18 protein-coding genes and 1 pseudogene are annotated in these 19,357 nt (G+C 68.8%); 10 read left to right on the top strand and 9 right to left on the bottom strand.

The window, feature by feature from the left end; genetic code table 11:
- Positions 1–5 precede the first annotated feature (5 nt).
- On the bottom strand, positions 6–1,370 hold the full coding sequence (locus OG589_RS12115) for an enoyl-CoA hydratase-related protein (protein WP_405148710.1): 1,365 nt from the start codon (positions 1,368–1,370) through the stop codon (positions 6–8).
- Between the two features lie 84 nt (positions 1,371–1,454).
- Here OG589_RS12115 and OG589_RS12110 point away from each other — a divergent pair, with 84 nt between their 5' ends.
- Positions 1,455–2,636: an acyl-CoA dehydrogenase family protein gene (locus tag OG589_RS12110; RefSeq protein WP_405148708.1), complete on the top strand. Its 1,182-nt coding sequence runs from the start codon at positions 1,455–1,457 to the stop codon at positions 2,634–2,636.
- Positions 2,636–3,391, top strand: coding sequence for an SDR family NAD(P)-dependent oxidoreductase (locus OG589_RS12105; RefSeq protein WP_405148706.1), 756 nt, complete (start codon positions 2,636–2,638; stop codon positions 3,389–3,391). The genes OG589_RS12110 and OG589_RS12105 overlap by 1 nt, the downstream gene beginning before the upstream one ends.
- Before the next feature lie 562 nt (positions 3,392–3,953).
- On the opposite strand, the gene OG589_RS12100 is transcribed toward OG589_RS12105, so the two are convergent.
- From OG589_RS12100 to OG589_RS12085, 4 genes are all read right to left on the bottom strand, one after another.
- The gene (locus tag OG589_RS12100) at positions 3,954–5,309 is read right to left on the bottom strand and encodes a hypothetical protein (RefSeq protein WP_405148704.1); all 1,356 of its coding nucleotides are present in this window, start codon (positions 5,307–5,309) and stop codon (positions 3,954–3,956) included.
- Positions 5,306–5,944: a helix-turn-helix domain-containing protein gene (locus tag OG589_RS12095; protein ID WP_405148703.1), complete on the bottom strand. Its 639-nt coding sequence runs from the start codon at positions 5,942–5,944 to the stop codon at positions 5,306–5,308. Before OG589_RS12095 ends, OG589_RS12100 begins: the two co-directional genes overlap by 4 nt.
- A 357-nt stretch (positions 5,945–6,301) precedes the next feature.
- Positions 6,302–7,417: a sensor histidine kinase gene (locus tag OG589_RS12090; protein WP_405148701.1), complete on the bottom strand. Its 1,116-nt coding sequence runs from the start codon at positions 7,415–7,417 to the stop codon at positions 6,302–6,304.
- On the bottom strand, positions 7,414–8,076 hold the full coding sequence (locus OG589_RS12085) for a response regulator transcription factor (RefSeq protein WP_405148699.1): 663 nt from the start codon (positions 8,074–8,076) through the stop codon (positions 7,414–7,416). Before OG589_RS12085 ends, OG589_RS12090 begins: the two co-directional genes overlap by 4 nt.
- 151 nt (positions 8,077–8,227) lie before the next feature.
- Here OG589_RS12085 and OG589_RS12080 point away from each other — a divergent pair, with 151 nt between their 5' ends.
- The gene (locus tag OG589_RS12080) at positions 8,228–9,748 is read left to right on the top strand and encodes a hypothetical protein (RefSeq protein WP_405148698.1); all 1,521 of its coding nucleotides are present in this window, start codon (positions 8,228–8,230) and stop codon (positions 9,746–9,748) included.
- A 33-nt stretch (positions 9,749–9,781) separates the two neighbouring features.
- Here OG589_RS12080 and OG589_RS12075 read toward each other — a convergent pair whose 3' ends face one another.
- Together OG589_RS12075 and OG589_RS12070 are read right to left on the bottom strand one after the other, a co-directional pair.
- Positions 9,782–10,444: a response regulator gene (locus OG589_RS12075; RefSeq protein ID WP_405148696.1), complete on the bottom strand. Its 663-nt coding sequence runs from the start codon at positions 10,442–10,444 to the stop codon at positions 9,782–9,784.
- Positions 10,441–11,571, bottom strand: coding sequence for a sensor histidine kinase (locus OG589_RS12070; RefSeq protein WP_405152022.1), 1,131 nt, complete (start codon positions 11,569–11,571; stop codon positions 10,441–10,443). The genes OG589_RS12075 and OG589_RS12070 overlap by 4 nt, the downstream gene beginning before the upstream one ends.
- A gap of 210 nt (positions 11,572–11,781) precedes the next feature.
- Here OG589_RS12070 and OG589_RS12065 point away from each other — a divergent pair, with 210 nt between their 5' ends.
- The 5 genes from OG589_RS12065 to OG589_RS12045 all read left to right on the top strand — a co-directional run bounded on the left by OG589_RS12065 (position 11,782) and on the right by OG589_RS12045 (position 14,973).
- Positions 11,782–12,522, top strand: a complete 741-nt coding sequence (locus OG589_RS12065) for a CPBP family intramembrane glutamic endopeptidase (protein ID WP_405148694.1) — start codon at positions 11,782–11,784, stop codon at positions 12,520–12,522.
- 205 nt (positions 12,523–12,727) lie between these two features.
- Complete coding sequence (locus tag OG589_RS12060) at positions 12,728–13,147, top strand: HNH endonuclease family protein (protein WP_405148693.1); 420 nt, start codon at positions 12,728–12,730, stop codon at positions 13,145–13,147.
- A gap of 47 nt (positions 13,148–13,194) precedes the next feature.
- Positions 13,195–13,422, top strand: coding sequence for a hypothetical protein (locus OG589_RS12055; protein WP_405148692.1), 228 nt, complete (start codon positions 13,195–13,197; stop codon positions 13,420–13,422).
- A 527-nt stretch (positions 13,423–13,949) separates the two neighbouring features.
- Complete coding sequence (locus OG589_RS12050) at positions 13,950–14,135, top strand: hypothetical protein (RefSeq protein WP_405148690.1); 186 nt, start codon at positions 13,950–13,952, stop codon at positions 14,133–14,135.
- Positions 14,136–14,142: 7 nt separating this feature from the next.
- Entirely contained in the window at positions 14,143–14,973 is an 831-nt protein-coding gene (locus OG589_RS12045) for a Crp/Fnr family transcriptional regulator (RefSeq protein ID WP_405148688.1), read from the top strand.
- 650 nt (positions 14,974–15,623) lie between these two features.
- Here OG589_RS12045 and OG589_RS12040 read toward each other — a convergent pair.
- Both OG589_RS12040 and OG589_RS12035 read right to left on the bottom strand, forming a co-directional pair.
- The gene (locus OG589_RS12040) at positions 15,624–16,865 is read right to left on the bottom strand and encodes an IS256 family transposase (RefSeq protein WP_405147674.1); all 1,242 of its coding nucleotides are present in this window, start codon (positions 16,863–16,865) and stop codon (positions 15,624–15,626) included.
- A gap of 165 nt (positions 16,866–17,030) precedes the next feature.
- Positions 17,031–18,107 (bottom strand): hypothetical protein, encoded by a 1,077-nt coding sequence (locus OG589_RS12035; RefSeq protein WP_405148687.1) that lies wholly within the window; start codon positions 18,105–18,107, stop codon positions 17,031–17,033.
- Between the two features lie 201 nt (positions 18,108–18,308).
- Between OG589_RS12035 and OG589_RS12030 the strand changes: the two are divergent.
- Both OG589_RS12030 and OG589_RS12025 read left to right on the top strand, forming a co-directional pair.
- Positions 18,309–18,931, top strand: a pseudogene (locus OG589_RS12030) (sulfotransferase family protein); the annotation flags it as partial.
- A gap of 61 nt (positions 18,932–18,992) precedes the next feature.
- Positions 18,993–19,169 carry a DUF6223 family protein gene (locus tag OG589_RS12025; protein WP_405148686.1) on the top strand — a complete coding sequence of 59 codons (177 nt, stop codon included), beginning with the start codon at positions 18,993–18,995 and terminating at the stop codon, positions 19,167–19,169.
- Positions 19,170–19,357: the final 188 nt, after the last annotated feature.

The following is a 19,357-nucleotide window of genomic DNA, read 5'->3' as shown; positions in this document are numbered from 1 at the left end:
CCTCTCTACTTACGCTTGCCGTTCACGAACGCGTCGAGCCGGGCCCCGGCCGCGGCGGACGCGGCGGCCTCGGCGATCGTCGCGGCCTCGATGCCGAGCTGGTCGGCCAGCGACCGCGCTGGGGCGTTCCGGAGCAGGCGCCGGGTCCGGCCGAGCGCCGGGAACGGCCCGGCCGCGATCCGCGCCGCGGCCTGCCGGGCCGACTTGGCGAGCTCCTCGTCCGGGTGGACGTCGGTGACCAGCCCCCAGTCGGCGGCCTCCCCTGCCGTCAGCCGGCGATCGGTCAACGTCAGAGCGAGCGCCCGGCGCAGCCCCACCACCTGCGGCAACAGCCAGGACGTGCCGCAGTCCGGGGTCAGCCCCGCCTGGGCGTACGCGGTCAGGAACGTCGCCGACTCGCCGGCGAGCACCACGTCGGCCACCAGGGTGAGGGCCAGTCCGGCGCCCGCCGCCGCGCCCTGGACGGCGGCCACGACGGGGACCTCCAGCCCGGCGAGGGCCAGCACCGCGCGGTGCGCCGTCCGGGCCAGCTCCAGCACGTAGCCGGCGCGGTCCGCGGCGCCGTACATCGCGGTGACGTCCCCGCCGGCGCAGAAGTCGCGGCCGCGGCCGAGCAGCAGCACGCAGCGCACCCCCGGGTCGGCCGCCGCGGCCTCGGCGGCGTCGCCGAGCGCCCGCGCCATGGGCAGGTCCAGCGCGTTCGAGGACTCCGGCCGGTCGAGCTCGATGGTCGCCACCCCGTCGGCGACCTCGTACAGCACCGAGGTCCCGGTGACCGCCTGCTCGTCCACCGGTGCGGTGGACAGGCCGGCGAGGACCAGGTCGGCGAGGTGCCGGTAGGCCTGCGCGGCGTCGAACCCGGTGGCCGACTGGATGGCGCCGCGCTGGATGGAGTTCATGACCTCGGCCACCGCGGCCCCCACGAACGACGCGTGGATCGGGCGCAGCACCCCGGCCCTGACCCCCTCCGTCACCAGGCTCTGCACCCGCTTCGCGGCGTACCGGGTGTTCTCCTGGTAGACCTCGTTGGCCGGGCCGAAGGCGGCCACGTCCGCGAGGAACGCGGCCGAGGTGGGCTGCAGCTCCGCGGCGACGGCCTCCAGGTAGACGGCGAGCTGCCGGGCCGGGTCGCCGGAGGCGGCGACCCGGGCCTCGATGCGCTCGGCCGCCGCCTTGAAGAACGAGCCGACGGCGGCCACCACGATCTGCTCCTTGCTGGGCGCCACCGCGTACAGGGTGGTCCGGGAGCAGCGCAGCCGCTCGGCGAGGTCGCCGATGTTGAACGACGCGAATCCCTCGGCCAGGAACAGCTCGCGGAGCTGCGCCAGTGTCTCCTCGCGCCGGGTGCGAGTCCTGTCGGGCGACGGCATGGCACCGACTCTACGGCAGCCCCTGGCAATCAGTACAGTTTCTGATACTTTGGTACTTGATTTCGTACTCCAAAGGAAGCTTCGATGCCCGCATCGCGTGTCATGCCAAGCGAAGAGAGTGCCGACCTGATCGAGATCGTCCGGGACCTCGCCGACGTGAAGCTGGCCCCCCGGGTCGCGAAGGCTGAGGCGGACGAGGACTTCCCGCGCGACGTGTTCCGCACGCTCGGCGCGATGGGCGTCCTCGGCCTGCCGTACCCCGAGGAGTACGGCGGCGGCGGTCAGCCCTACGAGGTGTACCTGCAGGTGCTGGAGGAGGTCGCCCGGGTCTGGTCCAGCGTCGCCGTCGGCACCAGCGTGCACGTGTTGTCGTGCTTCGGGCTGTTCAACTTCGGCACCGACGAGCAGCGGCGGGCCTGGCTGCCCGACATGCTCGGCGGCGAACTGCTCGGCGCGTACTGCCTGAGCGAGCCGCACGCCGGCTCCGATCCCGCCGCCATGAGCACCCGCGCCGTCCGCGACGGCGACGACTACGTACTCACCGGCGCGAAGGCGTGGACCACGCACGGCGGGCGCGCCGACTTCTACACGGTGATGGCGCGGACCTCGGACGACCGCAGGGGCATCTCCTGCTTCCTCGTCCCGGCCGGCGCCGAAGGCCTGAGCGCCGACCCGCCCGAGCACAAGATGGGCCTGACCGCCTCTCCGACCGCGACGATGCGGCTGGACGGCGTGCGGGTGCCGGCCGAGCGCAGGATCGGCGCGGAGGGCGACGGTCTCGGCATCGCGCTGGCCGCCCTCGACTCCGGCCGGCTGGGCATCGCCGCCGTCGCCACCGGCCTGGCCCAGGGTGCCCTGGACCACGCCATGGCGTACGCGAAGGAGCGCTCGACGTTCGGCAGGCCGATCATCGAGCACCAGGGCCTGGCGTTCCTGCTGGCCGACATGGAGGCGGCCGTGCAGACCGCCCGCGCGATGACGCTGCACGCCGCCCGGCTGAAAGACCTCGGCCTGCCGTTCGGCCGGGAGGCGTGCATCGCCAAGATGGTCGCCACCGACAACGCCATGAAGGTCACCACCGACGCCGTCCAGGTGCTGGGCGGCTACGGCTACACCCGCGACTTCCCGGTGGAGCGTTACATGCGCGAGGCGAAGGTCATGCAGATCTTCGAAGGCACCAACCAGATCCAGCGCATGGTCATCGGCCGCTCGCTCGCCGGGAACACCCCACCCGTGATCACCGCAGTCAACAGGGAGAAGCACTGATGCAGGTCGCCGACAGCGCAGTCATCGTCACCGGCGGGGCCTCCGGCCTCGGCGCCGCGACCGCCGAGCTGCTGGCCAAGGAGGACGCGCACGTCTTCGTGTTCGATCTCAAGCAGAGCATCGACGCCGTGGACCCGGTGCCGGGGGTGGAGTACCTCCCCACCGACGTCACCAGCCCCGAGGAGGTGCGGGCCTCCGTCGCGACGGCCGCCGCCGGCCGGCCGCTGCGCGCGGTCGTCAACTGCGCGGGCATCGGCACGTCGGCGCGGATCCTGGGCAGGAACGGCGTGCACGACCTCGACCTGTACGCGCGCGTCGTGCAGGTCAACCTCGTCGGGACCTTCAACGTGCTCGCCCTGGCCGCCGAGGCGATCGCCCGCACCGAGCCGGACGAGCACGGCCAGCGCGGCGTGATCGTCAACACCGCCTCGGTCGCCGCCTACGAGGGGCAGATCGGGCAGGCCGCGTACTCCTCGTCCAAGGGCGGCATCGTCGGGCTGACCCTGCCCGCGGCGCGCGACCTCGCCCAGTACGGCATCCGGGTCAACACCATCGCCCCGGGCATCGTGGAGACGCCGATGCTGGCCACGGTCTCCGCGGAGTTCCGGGAGGGTCTGGCGGCCGGCGTTCCGTTCCCGCGGAGGCTGGCCCGCCCGGACGAGTACGCCCACCTGGCGATGACGATCATCCACCACGACTACCTCAACGGCGAGGTCATCCGGATGGACGGCGCGCTCCGGATGGCACCCCGCTGACCTCAGCAGTCACGAACCCGGCAAAACTCTCCAGAAACCAGAGATGGCCCGATAGAGGCACATCCAGCCACACAGCACCCAAACCGACCCTCTACCCTGTGCCTCGTGCCAAGGACAACGAGCGAGGACCGTGACTGGATCGCCGAGGCCGTCCGCGTGCAACGGGCGAACGACAAGCGGAGGCTGATGTGAAACGCGGCAGGCAGGACGCGTCGTCGGCCGTCGTGGACGAGGACGGCGTCTAAACCCTTGCAGTGATCTCGGTGCAGCGGTCGTCGGCCCCTGTGAGAGGTCGGGTCGAAGCCTTCCGCGTGGCTCGTGGGCCGTGCTTACGCCGGTCTGGGTGAGTATCTGTTCCCGAACCGTCGATCTTGCCCTTGGTGATCAGCAATGGTTCTGCGGCACCTCGCCCATGAGGTCGTCAATCACCGGGGCGGCACGGATGGCGACCAGTGCGGCCTGCAGGCGTGGCGGTCCACGAGCCGAAAGCGGCAGTGGCTGGTGAACATGGGCCGGTAAGTGGGTCTGTGCGGACTTGTGGTAGCACCCTCTGATCCGTCGGTCAGATGCGGGGCGGAGCATCCCCGCTCCAAGAGGGCGACACCGTGTTGTGCTGGGCTGTTGCCGTGGCGATCGCAAGAGTCGGTTTGCCGCGGTGGATCCATAGGAGGGCTCCTGTCAGCAATACGGCTCCTCCCAGCAACCAAGGAATCGGGCCGGGCGGCAGGACACCTATGAGTAAGCCAGTGAGGGCGCCGGCAAGTTGCAGGGCGAGAGACTGGACGGATAAGGCGGTAGCGCGGCCCGCGCTTGTGACACGGCGGTGCAGGAGGTCATTTTCGCTCGGGCTTGCCGAGCCGCGCCCGAGGTACACCAGGCCGTAGCCGGTGGCCGCGAGGGCCGTCGCGGGTGCGCCGGTGGATGCCGCGGTGGCGCCGAGGAGTAGCAGGCCGCTGGCGCTGGTCCCAAGACTTGCCAGGACCGCGCGCTCGCCGCTGCCTGCGAGGCGGGCGATGAGCGGTGCGAGGTGGCTCCCGAGGCCCGAGCAGAGGAAACCGGCACAGGCAAGCGAGGCGAAGACCACCGCGCCAGACTCGGATGCGCCGGTCAGGGTCGCGACGCGGCCCGGTGTGAGCAGTTCGATGACGGCCAGGGCACTGCCGGCGGCCGCCGCGCTGAGGAGGATGCGGCGGGCCAGCGCGTCGCGTGCGCCCAGGCGCAGTCCGCCTGCGATGGTGGTCGGGATACCTCGCAGTACGCCGTACAGAGTGGCCGCCGGCCGAGGTGGCTCGCGCAGGGCTGTCAGGACGTACAGCACGAAGGCGATCTGGATAGCAGCGGCCAATAGCAGCGGGACCGACAGAGGAAGAACCAGGCCGGAGGTTGCTTCACTCAGCCGCGTACCCACGTCCGGGCCGGTTGCCAGCAGCCAGGGCACGGCGCCGCCGAGCAGGGTGCCGGTGGCGAGCGCAGCCGATGTCGCGGACTTCCCCCGGGCTAGACCGGGACAAAGGTCGGCGCCAGGGCCAGAGTGCGCATGAACGATGTCGACGTACCAGGCCTCGGCCGGCCCGCTGGACAGGGCTCGGCCCGCGCCCATGAGGACCATGCCGCAGGTGAGGACCCAGGGCGTGGTGCCCAGACCTTGGAGTAGGAAAGCGGCCAGATTCAGCAGACCGGCGGCGGCCAGGACGGTGCGGCGTCCCAGGACGTCGGACAGCCCTCCTGTGGGCAGCTCCAGCACGGCAGCGGTGAGAGAGTGCGCGGCGAAGAAGCTGGCGATGGCCGCGAGGGGCATGCCACGTTCGGTGAAGAGCAGGATCAACGGCGCGATGGCCAGCCCGGCCGGAAGCCAGAAGAGCACGCAGGCTGTGACGTAGCGGCGACGGGCGGAGCGCATGTCCGGCGGCTCGGTCACGATGCGTCCTCGTCCGCAGACACGGGAACGGAGGCGTCCGGATCCAGGGGATCGTACGGTGCGAGGGGCAGCCCGGCGATGAGGAAGACGACCTGCGCGGCGCGTGGGTCGCCCGCGTCGCGGGTGGTCAGTTCCTCCACTTTTCGATCGAGCACCTGTCGCAGCTCGGTGAGAGACTCGGGGGTCAGCCGGAGCAGCAGGTCTGTTATGTCTGACGGTTCCAGCCACTCTTGGCCGAGCCGCCCGGCGGCGACGTCGGCCTCATGCCGGACGAGAGACGCCTCCAAGTGCTCAATCTGGCGCCTGCGTGCGAAGCTGACGAAGGCGCGGCTTTGCGGCGCAGCGTCCATCGCCTTGTTGCTCCAGGACGTCACCAAGTGCACCGCCCGCCAGCGGCGCTCTCGCCTGTCGCGGTGCTCAGCCTCGGCGACGAACGCATACTTCGCCAGAACCCGCAGGTGATAGCTGGTGGAAGCGGATGTCTCTCCAGTCCTGACCGCGAGTTCGCTCGCGGTGGCAGGTCCGTCCTGGCGCAACAACCCGAGCAGCCGAATGCGCAAGGGGTGCGTGAGCGCTTTCAGCGCTGCGGCATCGTGCTCAGGATCGAGAACGCGCTTGTGCTCCTCGCCGACCATGACAGGAGAGTAGGCCCATCGACAGTCTTTCCCAAAGTGTTTTTGCAAAAATTCTTTGGGAAAGTGCGGTAGAGCTCAACGCAAGGGCGGGGTGGCGAGGTTCTGTTGACCCGGAAAGCGAGTTTCTGGACGCTGCGGTTGCGGCAGATCTACCGCCTACGCCGCACTCGCAGGCCACTGACCAGCAATTACCTCAATCCGCGGCCCGTTTCCGCCGTATTCCGGTGGCACCCCTTGAGGGCTCCCTTACCCAGACCCTCATGGGCTGGTGTAGCGGGCGGCGAGGGTGGTCTCCGCGGCGAGCAGCGCTTCGATGCGGGTAGCAGGGTGCCGCCCTCGCGCAGTCGTTCCCTGACGTTAAGGATGGTTCGGATGAGATTCGGGCGCGAACTGCACGGTGATGGACAGGCCGCCTTCGGGGCGTGCGCTGGTGGCGAGGGTGGCGCGGTGAGCTTGGGTGACGGCGTTGACGATGGCGAGGCCGATGCCGTAGCCGTCGCGGCGGCCATGACGATCGGGCGCCAGTCTCTGGAAGGGTTGAAAGAGGCGCTGGATCTGGTCGTCGGGGATGACTGGCCCGCTGTTGGTGACCGTAAGGGCCACCTGCGTGCCGGAGGTCTGAGTGGTGATCTTTACGTGCCCGTCTGGGTGGTTGTGGCGGATGGCGTTGTCGATGAGGTTGGCGACGAGGCTTTCGATCAGTCTCGGGTCCCCGACCGTCACTGCGGGCGTTAGGTGTTCGGCGAGGTCAATGCCTTTTTCCGTGGCTTGGCGGCGGCGGGAGGCGAGCACTCCTTCGACGATGTGGGCGAGGTCGAGGGTGTCCCAGCGGGTGACGCCGCGCTCGCTGGTGGCCAGGGCGAGCAGTGCTTGGACGAGCCGCTCCTGGTGTCCGCCGAGAGCGAGGGCCTCCTGGCAGGCCGAACGCAGGGTGTCGGTGTCGGCATCGGGGTCGGCGAGGGCGACTTCAAGGAGGGTGCGCAGGCCGGCGAGAGGGGTGCGCAGCTCGTGGGAGGCGTTGGCGACGAAGTGGCGTTGGGCGTCGAAGGAGGCTTGAAGGCGGGCGAACAGGTCGTCGAGGGTGTGGCCGAGTTCGGTCAGCTCGTCCGCAGGCTCGCCGAGGTCGAGGCGCCGGTGGAGGTTTCCGGCGGAGATGATTTTGGCGGTGGTGGTGATGGCGCGCAGCGGGCGCAGGAACCGGCCGGCGACGTACCAGCCGAGAGCCAGGGCGACGGGAATCAGAAGGATCAGGGCGACGGCGGATCCCGTGAGGAGTTGGGGCAGGCTGATCCCGGGCCCGGTTTCGGTGATCGCGCTCGATGAGGGGCGGCCTATGGGTGTGGCCGCATTGATGCTGGCGAGCGGGAGGTCGACGAATACGACCACCAAGATCCCGGCGGCGTAGATGCCCGCCGCGTAGGCGAGCGCGAGCCGCGTCTGCAAGGATTTTCTGGCGAGCTGCTGGGAGGTCATGACGGTCCGATGCGGTAGCCGCCTTCGCGGATGGTCTCGATCACGGGCGGGTCGCCGAGCTTGGCCCGTAACCGGTGCATGGTGTGCTTGACGGCGCTGCTGAAGGGGTCGGCGGCCTCGTCCCAAACGCGTTCGAGCAGTTCCTCGGCGGAGATGACCAGGCCGGGTACGGCCAGCAGGCATTCGAGCAGGGCGAACTCCCTGGGGCTCAGCTCAAGGCGCCGGCCGGCCCGGAACGCGGTACGGCGGGCCGGATCGAGGGTGATGTCCCCGCATGCCAGGGTGGGCGGTAGCGGCGGGGTGGCGCGGCGGGCCAGGGCACGGACGCGGGCGACCAGTTCGGTGAACGCGAAAGGCTTGGGCAGGTAGTCGTCGGCGCCGAGGCTGAGTCCGTCGACGCGGTCCTCGATCGTGCCGGAGGCGGTGAGCATCAGTACGCGGGTCTCGCAGCGGCCGTGGGCGAGTCGCCGGCAGATCTCGTCCCCGTGGACGCCGGGCAGGTCGCGGTCGAGGATCACCACGTCGTAGCGGGTGGCGGCCAGGCGGTCGAGGGCGGCGGTTCCGTCCAGGACGACGTCGACGGCCATGCCCTCGCGGCGCAGCCCGGTTCCGATGGAGCGGGCGAGGACCTCGAAGTCCTCGACGACGAGGACCCTCACCGCCACTCACCGCCGGTCGTCGTGCGGGCGGGGCGGCCGAACCGGCTGCCGGGTCGAGGTGCCATGGCTCAACGATGCCAGATCCCCGGTCGCAGCCGGGTCGCAGCGGCTGCGACCGTGCTGGAACCGGGTGCCGCGTACAACCGTCGGCATGAGTCCATTTACGGCTTACCGATCCCGCCGACGGGTCGGGCGGGACGGCTTCTCCCAGGTGCTGCGCGCGGAGTGGACCAAGTTCCGCTCCGTGCGGGGCTGGGTGCTCGCCATGGCGGCCTCCGTGCTGGTCACCGTGTCGCTCGGACTGCTGATCGCCGGGGGTGCCCGCAGCACTTGCGTGACCGGGAAGGGCGAGGGCCCCTGCCCTGCGCCTTTGGTGGGTCCCGATGGCACGGCGGTGATGGACAAGTACTACTTCGTGCACCAGCCGCTTAAGGGGAACGGCGGCATCACCGCCCGCGTGTCGGACATGACCGGGCAGATGCGGCTGCCGGACGCCGTACCCGGGGTGCGCAACATCAAGGAGGGGGTGGTGCCGTGGGCGAAGGCCGGCCTCCTGGTCAGGCAGAGCCTCAAACAGGGCACACCGTATGCCGCCGTCATGCTCACCGGAGATCACGGCGTGCGGATGCAGTACAACTACATCCACGACGTGCCCGGCGGTCCTCACAATGGCCCGCAGTGGCTACGGCTGACCAGGTCGGGCGACACCATCACCGGCTACGAGTCAGACGACGGCAAGACGTGGACCGAGGCCGGCACGGTCAAGTTGACCGGGCTGGCGGAGACGGTCGAGATCGGGCTGTTCGCCACCTCGCCAGGCGCCTTGTGGGGCATGGCGCAAGCCTTCGCCCAGGCCACCGCCACCTTCGACCAGATCAAGCTGCAGGGCGCGAACGGTTCGTGGCGCCGCGACGACGTCGGCGTCGTCATGGAGTCCGACGGCAAGACCCCCCATCACCCGGGCGGGGTCGTCGAGTCCGGCGACAAGCTCATCGTGACCGGGAGCGGTGACATCGGGCCCGCCACGGCAGAGGGCGGTCTACGCGCCGACCTCATGCTGATCGGCGGGGCCGTGGGACTGATCCCGATGCTCGTGGCGGCGGTCACGTTCTTCACAACGGAACACCGGCGCGGACTGATCAGGACCAGCCCGCCGGCCGAGCCGCATCCAGCGCGGCTGCTGGCGGCCAAGGCCGTGGTGGTCGGCGTGGTCGCGTTCGTGGCGGGGCTGGTGACCTCGGGGGTCGTGGTCCCTGCCGGCCTGGCGATGTTGCGTGCCAATCAGAACCCGATCCAGCCGATCACCCTGGGTACCGAACTGCGGGTGATCGTCGGCTACGCGGCGCTGACCGCAGCCGCCGGCGTGCTGGCTCTGGGCCTGGCCGCGCTGGTCAAGCGGGCCGTCGTCGCCATCGGGCTGGCCATCGCGCTGGTCGTCGTGCCCTACCTGCTGGCGACCGCGGGTCTGGCGCCATGGCTGCTGATGATCACCCCTGCCGCCGGGTTCGCGATCACGCAGAGCGTCCCCACGTTCGCGCATGTGGACGTGGACCTGTCACTGCTGGGGGGCTATTACCCGCTCCCGCCATGGGCAGGTTTGACCGTGACCTGCGGATATGCCGCCTTCACCCTTGGGGTGGCAATTGCCGCATACCGCAGGAAAGTGCGGTAGGTACGGGGTCCTGGGGAACCCCGACGTACCCGATCAAGCCCCATGCTCCTCAGAGGGGCCGGCGGCGACCCGCAGGGCCAGCTGGGTGCGGTCGCGAAGCCCGAGCTTGCGTAGGACGCTGGAGATGTGGTTCTTCACCGTGCCCTCGGTGACGAATAGCGCCTCGGCGATCTCCCGGTTGGCCGCGCCGATCCCCACCAGCCGGGCGACCTCGCTCTCCCTGGCTGACAGCAGCGCCTCGCCCCGGAAGTCGGCCCGCGAGGGTGAAGCGACGCGCGACAGCCGGGCGATGACCTTGGTCGCGGCCGGATCCTCCAGCACCGTCCCGCCCAGGCCGACCTTGCGGATCGTCTCGACCAGGACGCTTGGCGAGGTGTCCTTGAGCAGGTAGCCGCGGGCTCCCGCGCGCAGTGCGCCGAACAGGTAGTCGTCCTCGTCAAAGGTGGTCAGCACGATGCAGGCCACCTCGGGATGGTCGCGCGCGAGCTGCCTGATGAGCTCCACCCCGTCCATCCGGGGCATTCGGGCGTCGACCAGGGCGACCTGCGGCGCGCAGCCCGCCACCAGCTCAAGCGCCTCGACCCCGTCGGCGGCCTCGCCGACGACCTGGAGATCCGGCTCGAACTCCAGGAGTTTGCGTAGGCCCTGACGCATGAGGAGCTGATCCTCCACCAGCATGATGCGCAGAGACTTCACGGCACCTGCACCCGTAGCGTGAGCCCCCGGCCCTCCGCGCCGTGCACCGTGAACGTCCCGCCTACGTCCTGGGCGCGCTCAGCCAGCGCGGAGAGCCCGAACCCACGGGCCAGCGCCGCCTCGGAGGCACCCTTGCCGTCGTCGCCCACGGTCAGGGCGACCCATTCGGCGTCGAAGTCCAGTACGGTCCACACCTGGCTCGCCCCGGCGTGACGCAATGCGTTGGTCAGCCCTTCCTGCAGCGCCCGGTAGAGCACCAGCTCGCTGGCGCGCTCCAACGGCCGTTCCCTGCCTTTCACCTCGAACCGCACGTCGATGCCGGTGCCGTCGAAGGACAGCGCCAGCTCGCGTAGCGCCGCCCCGCCCGCCCCGTTCTCCAGCGCCAGCGGGCGCAGGGCCCTGACCCAGCGATGGGCTTCGGCGTAGGCCTGCTGGGTCAGCTCCTTGGCCTGGCCCACCTCCTGCCAGGCGGCCTCAGGCCTCAGGTGGCGGAAACGTTCGGCGTTCTCCAGCCCGATCTTGATCACGGTCAGGTGGTGGCCGAGAGAGTCGTGCATGTCACGAGCCATCCGCGCGCGCTCCTGGGTCACCGCGTTCTCGCTGGCCCGCTGAGAGTGCCTGCGCAGCTCACGCAGCAGGCCCTCGGCCTTCCTACGTTGGTTGCGGGCCTCCAGCACCGCCGCCGACACCGCCAGGACGAAGCCCGCCATCAAGGCGGTCACTCCGCACTGACGCAGAACATCGAACCAGGTGGCGTCGTAGAGGAGGATCATGCTGCCCGCCATCACCCCCGCCGCGGCGGCCGACAGAACCGCACCCGTGGTTACGCCGTACATCAAGGTCACGTTCGCCAGGGCGATGAGCAGGATCGGCGAGGCCACGCCGTACCCATCGAGCACCGCCGCGGCGAAGGCAGTCAGCAGGAACAACGGCGGTAGCAGCCTGCGGCCGCCCATGATCGCCGAGTCCCACGGCAACCGGCGCCAGAGCACGACCAGCACAGCCAGCGTGAGCCCGAACGGGACCGGCTCCCAGCCGAGCCTCGGTCCCATCCCTATCGCGACGACCGCGGCGACGTCCACCCAGAACACCAGCCCGAAGAACGGCGGCCGGGCCCCCATTTCCATCACCAACCGAACATTAACCGCCCGGACCGACCCACCACATCATCCTGCGGGCGTAGCACCGGCCATGACCGCAGTCATGGTCGAAGACCTGTCGCAGGCTCGATGCGCCGCCCACCCGCCCTCCCTAGCGTTGCTGACATGACGATCTTCCGTACGGCAGGCGGACGATTGAGGCCCGGCTGGTACTGCCTCCTAGCCTTCTTCGCGCTCATGGCCACCACCCTCGTCGGCATCACGCTCGATCTGCTGCTCCGATTAGTCCCCGGGCTACCCGAGACACTCCACTTCACGATCCCGGTGCTGGCCGTCGCCGCCATCGCTCCATTCCTGGTCGCCGGCGCCCGGCGCTTCATCGACCATGTGCCCGGCTTCGAACCCGGCCTCACCCGCCCCCGCACCGCCCTGCCCCACTTCCTCACCGGCCTGGCCATCGGCGTCGGAGTGATCATCGCCGCCGATGCCGTCTGCGTGGCCCTCGGTGTAGCGGCATGGCACCTCAACCTGCCAGCAGACCGGCTGATCCCCTTCGTGCTGGGACCACTTCTGGCCCAGGCGGTGCCCGAGGAGCTGTGGTATCGGGGCTACCTGTTCCGCAACCTGAGCGCCGCACTACCGCCATGGACCGCTTTCGCGCTCACCACCCTGGCATTCGGCGCCATCCACCTCATCTCCAACAGCGACGCGACCGGCATCGGCGAAAAGCTCCTGTACATGGTGCAAGCAGCCGCCTTCGGTGCCCTGCTCCTCGCCTGCCGCATCATCGGCAAGAACCTATGGCTGCCGATCGGCGCCCACGCGGGACACAACATGGCGATGCAAACCTTCATCACTTACACCCCCGGCCTCTACACCGTCCTCCTTCTCACCGAAACCACCATCATGATCATCACCGCGGGCCTCCTCCTCTTCAACCGAAGAGCCCCCGCCCTCACCAAATCCATCCCCTTTTGAACGGAGGTGCGCGATGTCCTCTGCCGTCCCCTGCATGGCGGCCGGTCAGGCTGGGCGCACGCACAGCGGCAGGGGGCCGCGCGGGGATGTGTCGCATAGCTGCGCGGGCTGGCAGGGGAAAGTGATGGCGCCATGACCGGGTACTCGCGGGTGAAGTTCCCGCACTGGACCGATCAAGGTGCCCCACTGCGGCACCCGGGAGGTGGTGCTGGAACGCGACGGTGCGGGAGTTCAGCGTGACTCCGAATGCCGGGCGATCGCCGGTTCGTGGCATTCGGAGTACGACGGCAAGCAGCTGACCGCGGCGGGCCAGGTCGACATCGACCACATGGTGCCCCTGGCCAACGCCTGGCGGTCCGGCGCGGACGCCTGGTCCACGGCCAAGCGCAAGGAGTTCGCCAACGACCTGGCCAGCCCGCAGCTCATCGCCATGTCCGCCGCGAGTAACCGGGCCAAGGGCGATCAGTCGCCGGCGCAGTGGCGCCCGCCGCTGCGGACCTACTGGTGCACGTACGCGCGGGCGTGGACGGACGTCAAGTACCGTTACGGGCTCGCGGTGACCGCTTCGGAGAAGGTCGCGCTGGGTGAGATGCTCGACACCTGCTCAGATCCGCAGCATCCGTGATGACGAAGCGATGCGAGTCTCAGGTGGAGGCGGGCGCAGGTGGGGTCATGACCGACGAGGTCGGCGTCGTCACCGGAGATCTCACCGTGGTCACCGAACTCATCGGAGACCAGGCCCATATCCGCGTGCAGTACACCGGAGCCGAGGAGTGGTACACGGTCACCGGAGGGCCGCTCAAGGGAGTCGCCGGCGATCAGAGGCGGCTGCACGCGGCGATGGTGCGAGCTGTGCAGAACGGTCTGCCCGAAGGGCTGGAAGGGGTCGAGCTCGACTGACATGTGCCCCGCCATCCAGGGGGATGCCGGCCGCTCGACATGTGTACGGTCCGGCACGGTGCCACCGCCCGCGCGGTGGCACCGCCCGCGCGGTGGCACCGGCGGGATGTAGGTGCCGTTGAGCTGGCGGTTCGTCGACTTGGCATCCAGGGGTGAGCCGTGCAAAGGATCACGGGCAATCCCATACTGCAATGGGTTCTACTAGCGTTCCGCTGAGCTAATGTCCTTCTCGGGCGTCTATATCTCTGGCTGGGATGTGGCGCTAGACGAAAGACGGTCCCTTTCGGAGGTGGAAGCCCGAAGGGCCGTCCTTCGTCATGCCCCTAACCATTTGGTTATAGATGGGCTTCTCACCCTTCTTCCGAAGCGTCCGCGTGAGCTACCGTCCCGATCAACTCGGCTGTCGGCCAGCGCGGGGATCGAAGGTTCCACTGAAGCCCGTTCAGGGCCTTCACCTTCGTCTCTGAGCGTGCCGGTTGCGGAGCAAGCCCACATCCCAGCCACGAGGTCGGCAAGGAGACGCTTCGATGCAACAGGCTTCCTCGATGATGACCATGGCCGGAGCCCTGGTGACTTTGGCCTTATTCGTCCTCATTGGCTACGTGGTACACACGCTAGGTACTTCGCACTCACGGCTGGCGGGCGTACTCGCCGCGATAGCCAGCCTTATCATCGCCTTCCCGGCAGTTCTGTACGCGTTGCACGGCGGATGAGCTGAGCATGGCGGGGCGTTACACGGGGCCGGCGGTGGATACTCATGGCCCCATCCCGCTCGCTGAGGACCGCAGCACCGCGACGGTCGGGGATCTCGCCGAGCCCAGGGCAAGAAAAGTCCCTGTCACAGCTGACAGATGGCCATCGGGCACTCTGCTCGGCGGTCTCAACGAGGTTTCCAGAGAGCGGCTTCTCACCGAGGGAGTACTACGCCAGTTCCCCGCCGGTGAGAATCTGATCTGGGAGGGAGACCCCACCACCACCGAGGTCTTCGTGCTGCTTGAAGGATGCGTAAAGGTCATCGCTAACACCGAGGACGGCAAAGTGGTCTTGCTCGGGATACGCGTGGGGGGCGACCTGGTGGGAGAGCTCTCCAGCCTGGATGGCCAGCCACGGTCATCCACGGTCACAGCGGCCGGCCCGACGTTAGTGCGGAGACTGTCCCAGTCCATCTTCATCGAGCTCCTCAGTAAGGACCCGGGCCTATCACTGGCCGTCCATCGCGCCGTCGTCGGAAAGCTCAGGGCAATGACCCGGCGTCGCATCGAGGTGACGAACTACCCTGTCCGGACCCGGCTAGCACGCGTTCTCGTCGAGCTCGCAAGCTCATACGGGGAGAGAGTCAGTGAAGGCATCATGATCGGCGTAGCGCTCACCCAGCCGGAGTTGGCGGCGCTGGTGGGCGCAACCGAGCCAAGCGTGCATAAGGAGCTGAGCCAGCTACGACGTGAAGGGATCATCGGCACTGGTTACCGACGCATCGTCGTCCACGACATGCCCGCTCTGTTATCCATCACTGGTCTAGGACCGAGCAGGCAAGACGAAGCAATCTCCTGATTGCCCGGCCACCTGGGCACGGTTTGACCGTCCGAACGCTTGGGCTCCCGCTCGGACGGTCACCGATGACCAGCACCGACCACACCATGGGCGAGCAGCTGCGCCGCAACGGGGTTCTGCTGGACCTCTGACGGCGTGCTCGACGGGTGCGCCAGGATGAACTGGTCGCGCTGCTGCGCCGCCACCCCAGACGAGCCGCAGGCCCTGGCGGGACCATCACCGCCGCCTCCCCCGGCGCGCGCCGCCGTACTCCCTGTGCCCGTCTCCAACCACCCCACCCGGCGTTCCCCTCGCCCGGTGGTGTTGGCCGTCTCGTTATCGATTGCGGCTGCCGCTTGCCGCCACTCAAGCGCTCCCTACGCTCACGCCCCGGGCCTTGACCGGCGGCGGACGCTGGCGGCCGGGAGAAGACCCACGAGAGACGACAGCAGCGATGATGGCCCGCTTCACCGAGCACCATGACGAGCTGGTGCCGGCAACGACTGCGAAGTCCACCAAACCATCGACAGCATGCACACAGCCAGCGAGCCCATCTAGCGACGGACACACCAAGATCAAACTCTAGTGCTAAGACATCCGATCTGCCTAACCTGGGTCACGTCCAGCGAAGTGGTGTATGAGTTATCTCTGCGTGATCCCGTTTCTGCAGGTTAAGCGGTAAGTGTCTGTGGGAGCGGGTTCTGATGGGGTGTGTCGCCGGGGATGACGCGTAGCCGGGTTTTGGCCAGCACATCCAGCCCCATGTAACGGCGGGCTTCGGTCCACTCGTCGGTCTGCTCGGCCAGTACCGCGCCGACCAGGCGGATGATCGAGGTGCGGTCGGGGAAGATGCCGACGACGTCGGTTCGCCGGCGGATCTCCTTGTTCAGCCGTTCCTGGGGATTGTTGGACCAGATCTGTTTCCAGATCTCGCGGGGGAAGGCGGCGAAGGCGAGTAGTTCCTCGCGGGCGGCGTCCAGGTGGTCGCAGGCGGCCGGGTATTTGGCCGACAGGGCTTCGATGACCCAGGCGTGCTGGGTGCGGACCTGCTCGGCGGTGGGCTGGTCGAAGATGGTACGCACCAGGGTGGCCACCCACGGCTGAGCGGACTTGGGCACGCAGGTCAGCAGATTGCGCAGGTAGTGGGTTCGGCACCTTTGCCAGCACGCGCCCGGCAGCGCGGCGGCGACCGCGGCCACCAAGCCGGTGTGGGCATCGGAGATCACCAGCTGCACCCCGTTCAACCCGCGGGCCACCAGACCGCGCAGGAAGGTCAGCCAGCCCGCGCCGTCCTCGGCCGAGGTGACCTCCAGGCCCAAGATCTCCCGGTTGCCGTTGTTGTTGACCGCGGTGGCGACCAGCACGTGCACGTTGATGATCCGCCCGCCCTCGCGGACCTTCTGGGTGAGGGCGTCCAGCCACACGAACGCATACGGCCCGGCGTCCAAGGCACGGGTACGGAACGCCTCCACCTGACCGTCCAGCACCTTGGCCATCTCCGAGACCTGGCTCTTGGAGATGTGCTTGATGCCCAGCTGCTCCACCAGCTTGTCCACCCGCCGGGTGGACACACCCAGCAAGTAGCTGGTCGCGACCACGCTGATCAGGGCCTGCTCGGCCCGCCGTCGACGCTCCAGCAGCCAGTCGGGGAAGTAGGAACCGGTCCGTAGTTTCGGGATCGCCAGCTCCACAGTCCCGGCGCGGGTGTCCCACTCGCGGGTGCGGTAGCCGTTGCGCCGGTTGGTCCGCTCGCTGGTCCGCCGGCCGTATCCGGCACCGCACAGGCCGTCGGCCTCGGCCGACATCAACGTCTCGGCCATGGTCTGCACCATGGATCGCAACAGATCCGGATCCTGGGTCTCCAACTGCTTGGCCAGCCAGCTCGCAGGGTCCACACTGTCGTTCACGGCCATCGCGTGATCCTTCGATCTTGAACTACGCACTCGAAGGATCACGCGATGGCCGTCCTCATTTCACGACGCCACGCTGACTACCAGCGGAAACTCGTACACCACCTCCGTGGACGCAACCCCTAACCTGTCAAGTCATGTCCGACTGGTTGCTTCTGCAGGTCCTCTTCAGGGAAGGTTGCGGAAGACGCCTGAAGCTTTGCCGATCAGTCCGGTGGCCAGGAGCGGGCCGCCGGGGACGGCCGACAGCAAGGTCAGTTCACCGCCGGACGGAACGCTGGTCCAGTGGCCGGAGGGGTCGCGGTGGGCGAGGGCGGAGTCGTAACCGTTGATGTCGGTGGAGCCGAGAAACCAGTGGCCGCCCCTGCCGTCGGGGACGGGTGGGAGGTCACGGATCATGCGTCCGGCCTTCGCGGAGGTGTCCTCGCTGCGCCAGCCGGAACCGGTCTGGGAGAGCAGGAACGACGACGACCCGATCTCCCCTGTGATCCAGATGCCGGATGGGTCGGCGGTGATGGCGGTCAGCCGAGGACCGGTCGGGTCGGGCGGGAAATCGTCGGACGGGGGCGGGGCCTTGGGCAGAGCCGCGGTCACGTCGACTCGGGTCCAGGCCTTGCCGTCGAAGTGGTGGACCCAGGGGGCGTCGCCATCGAGGGCCCAGATGTCGGAGGCGGAGCGGGCGCTGGCTTGGTAGGCGGAAAAGGAGAGGCTCTGTTCGGACCAGGTGGCGCCGTTGTAGTGCCAGGCCTTGTAGTCGCCCAAGACCCACACGTCGTTGTCAGCGGTGACGGCGAGGCACGTACCGGGCAGCTTCTGGGCGATCGCCCAGGTGTGTCCGTCCCAGCGCAGGACGGAGGTGCCGCTCTCGTCGTTGGCCAGGGCCCACACGTTGGAGGGGGCGGACGCGGCGACTGAGCTGATGTTGCCGCGTCTCACTGGGAAGTCGCTTTTCGTCCAGCGGTCGCCGTCCCAGTGGAAGACCGTGGGGCGGTGCGGGCCGTCGGCCATCGGCAGCCAGGCGCCGATGCCGAGGATGTCCCAGCCGAAGGCCCAGGCGTCGTGCTCGCCGGTGGCGATGACCTGTCCATAGGTGACCGACGGCTGGGCGGCCACCACTTTCCAGCGGTCGTTGCCGACGTCCCGAGGGGGCGTCCACCGGAGCCAGAGGCCAGCGGCGGCTGCGACCGCCGCGACGGCGGCTGCCCACCCGAGCCATCGCCCGGTGGCGGTCAGCTTCACAAGCATGATCGAAGCGTATGAAGGCCGCCAGAACGGCGCATGAGTATTCGTACTCAGTTGCGTGAGCGTAGGGCCGAGCCGTTCGTGGCGATGGGGGCGTTGCCGAGGAGCCGACGGCCGGGAAGTCCACGAAGACAGAGCGGGGCTACGCCAAGGCCGCGGTCAACGTCTGCCGAAAGGTGACCGCCGCTGCAGCAGGAGGCTGATGTGTTACACGTGATCGGCGCGGGATTCCCGCGTACCGGAACCAGATCGATGAAGGCCGCGCTGGAAGGCTGGGATTCGGTCCCTGCTACCACATGGCCGAAATCGGGAGCAATCCCGACCACGTCGACCGGTGGCTGCCCGCCGCCTCCGGCCTGCCGCTGGACTGGGACAGCGTGCTCGACGGCTACCGATCCACCCAGGACTGGCCGGCCAGTTTCTTCTGGCGCCAGCAGGCGGAGGTCTACCCGGACGCGAAGGTCGTGCTGACCGTCCGCGATCCGCATCGCTGGTATGTCAGCATGCAGGCTCTGATCGCCACCCGCCGGGACATGCCGCCGGATCTGCCTGAAGCGGGGGCCGCGGTACTCAGGACGATGGAGAGGCTCCGCCCGGTTCTCGATCTCATCGGAGAGTCCACCTTCGGCGACACCTGGGACTTCCAGCGGGGCATGCCCGACGAAGAGATCGCGGTAGCGGCGTTCCACCGTCACGTGGCCGTTGTCCAGAAGAGCCTGCCCGCGGATCGCCTCCTAGTGTCCGACGTCCGCGAGGGCTGGGAGCCGCCCTGCCGGTTCCTGGGCGTCGACACTCCCGCCGGCGAGCCGTTCCCGTACCTCAACGACTCCGAGACCATGCAGCGCGCGCTGCAACAACGGCACCGGCACCGGGAGAAGGAGGGGCATCGTGGCCCTGGCTGCGGGGCTGGCCTGCACGGTCATCGGCGGGCTGGTTGTGGCCGCCGCCGACGGTGGTCCCGGCACCGGCTACGGAATAGTAGGGGGCTACGTGGACCTGGTGGTCGGGCCGATCGCCATGGTCCTCGGTGGGCTGGCTCTGGCCCGCTCCCGCCGCACCGCCTGACCCGGCCCCGGCGCCGGGCCAGTGCCCATGCCGTTCACCAACGGCACCGCCTGGTTCGTGCTTGGTCCCGGACGTGCCGTATCAGGAGGTCTGCCGTAGCGGTTCGGCTGGAGCGTCTGCAGGCCATGCACCGCCGCTTGGGGTGGTGGCGGCGGGGCACGAGCTGAGCCGGCCTACCTGCGTGCCCC

The organism is Sphaerisporangium sp. NBC_01403, assembly GCF_045040145.1.
GTDB classification, from domain to species: domain Bacteria; phylum Actinomycetota; class Actinomycetes; order Streptosporangiales; family Streptosporangiaceae; genus Sphaerisporangium; species Sphaerisporangium viridialbum.
Note: the sequence above shows the minus strand (reverse complement) of the source record. Positions and strands in the feature narration are given on the sequence as shown.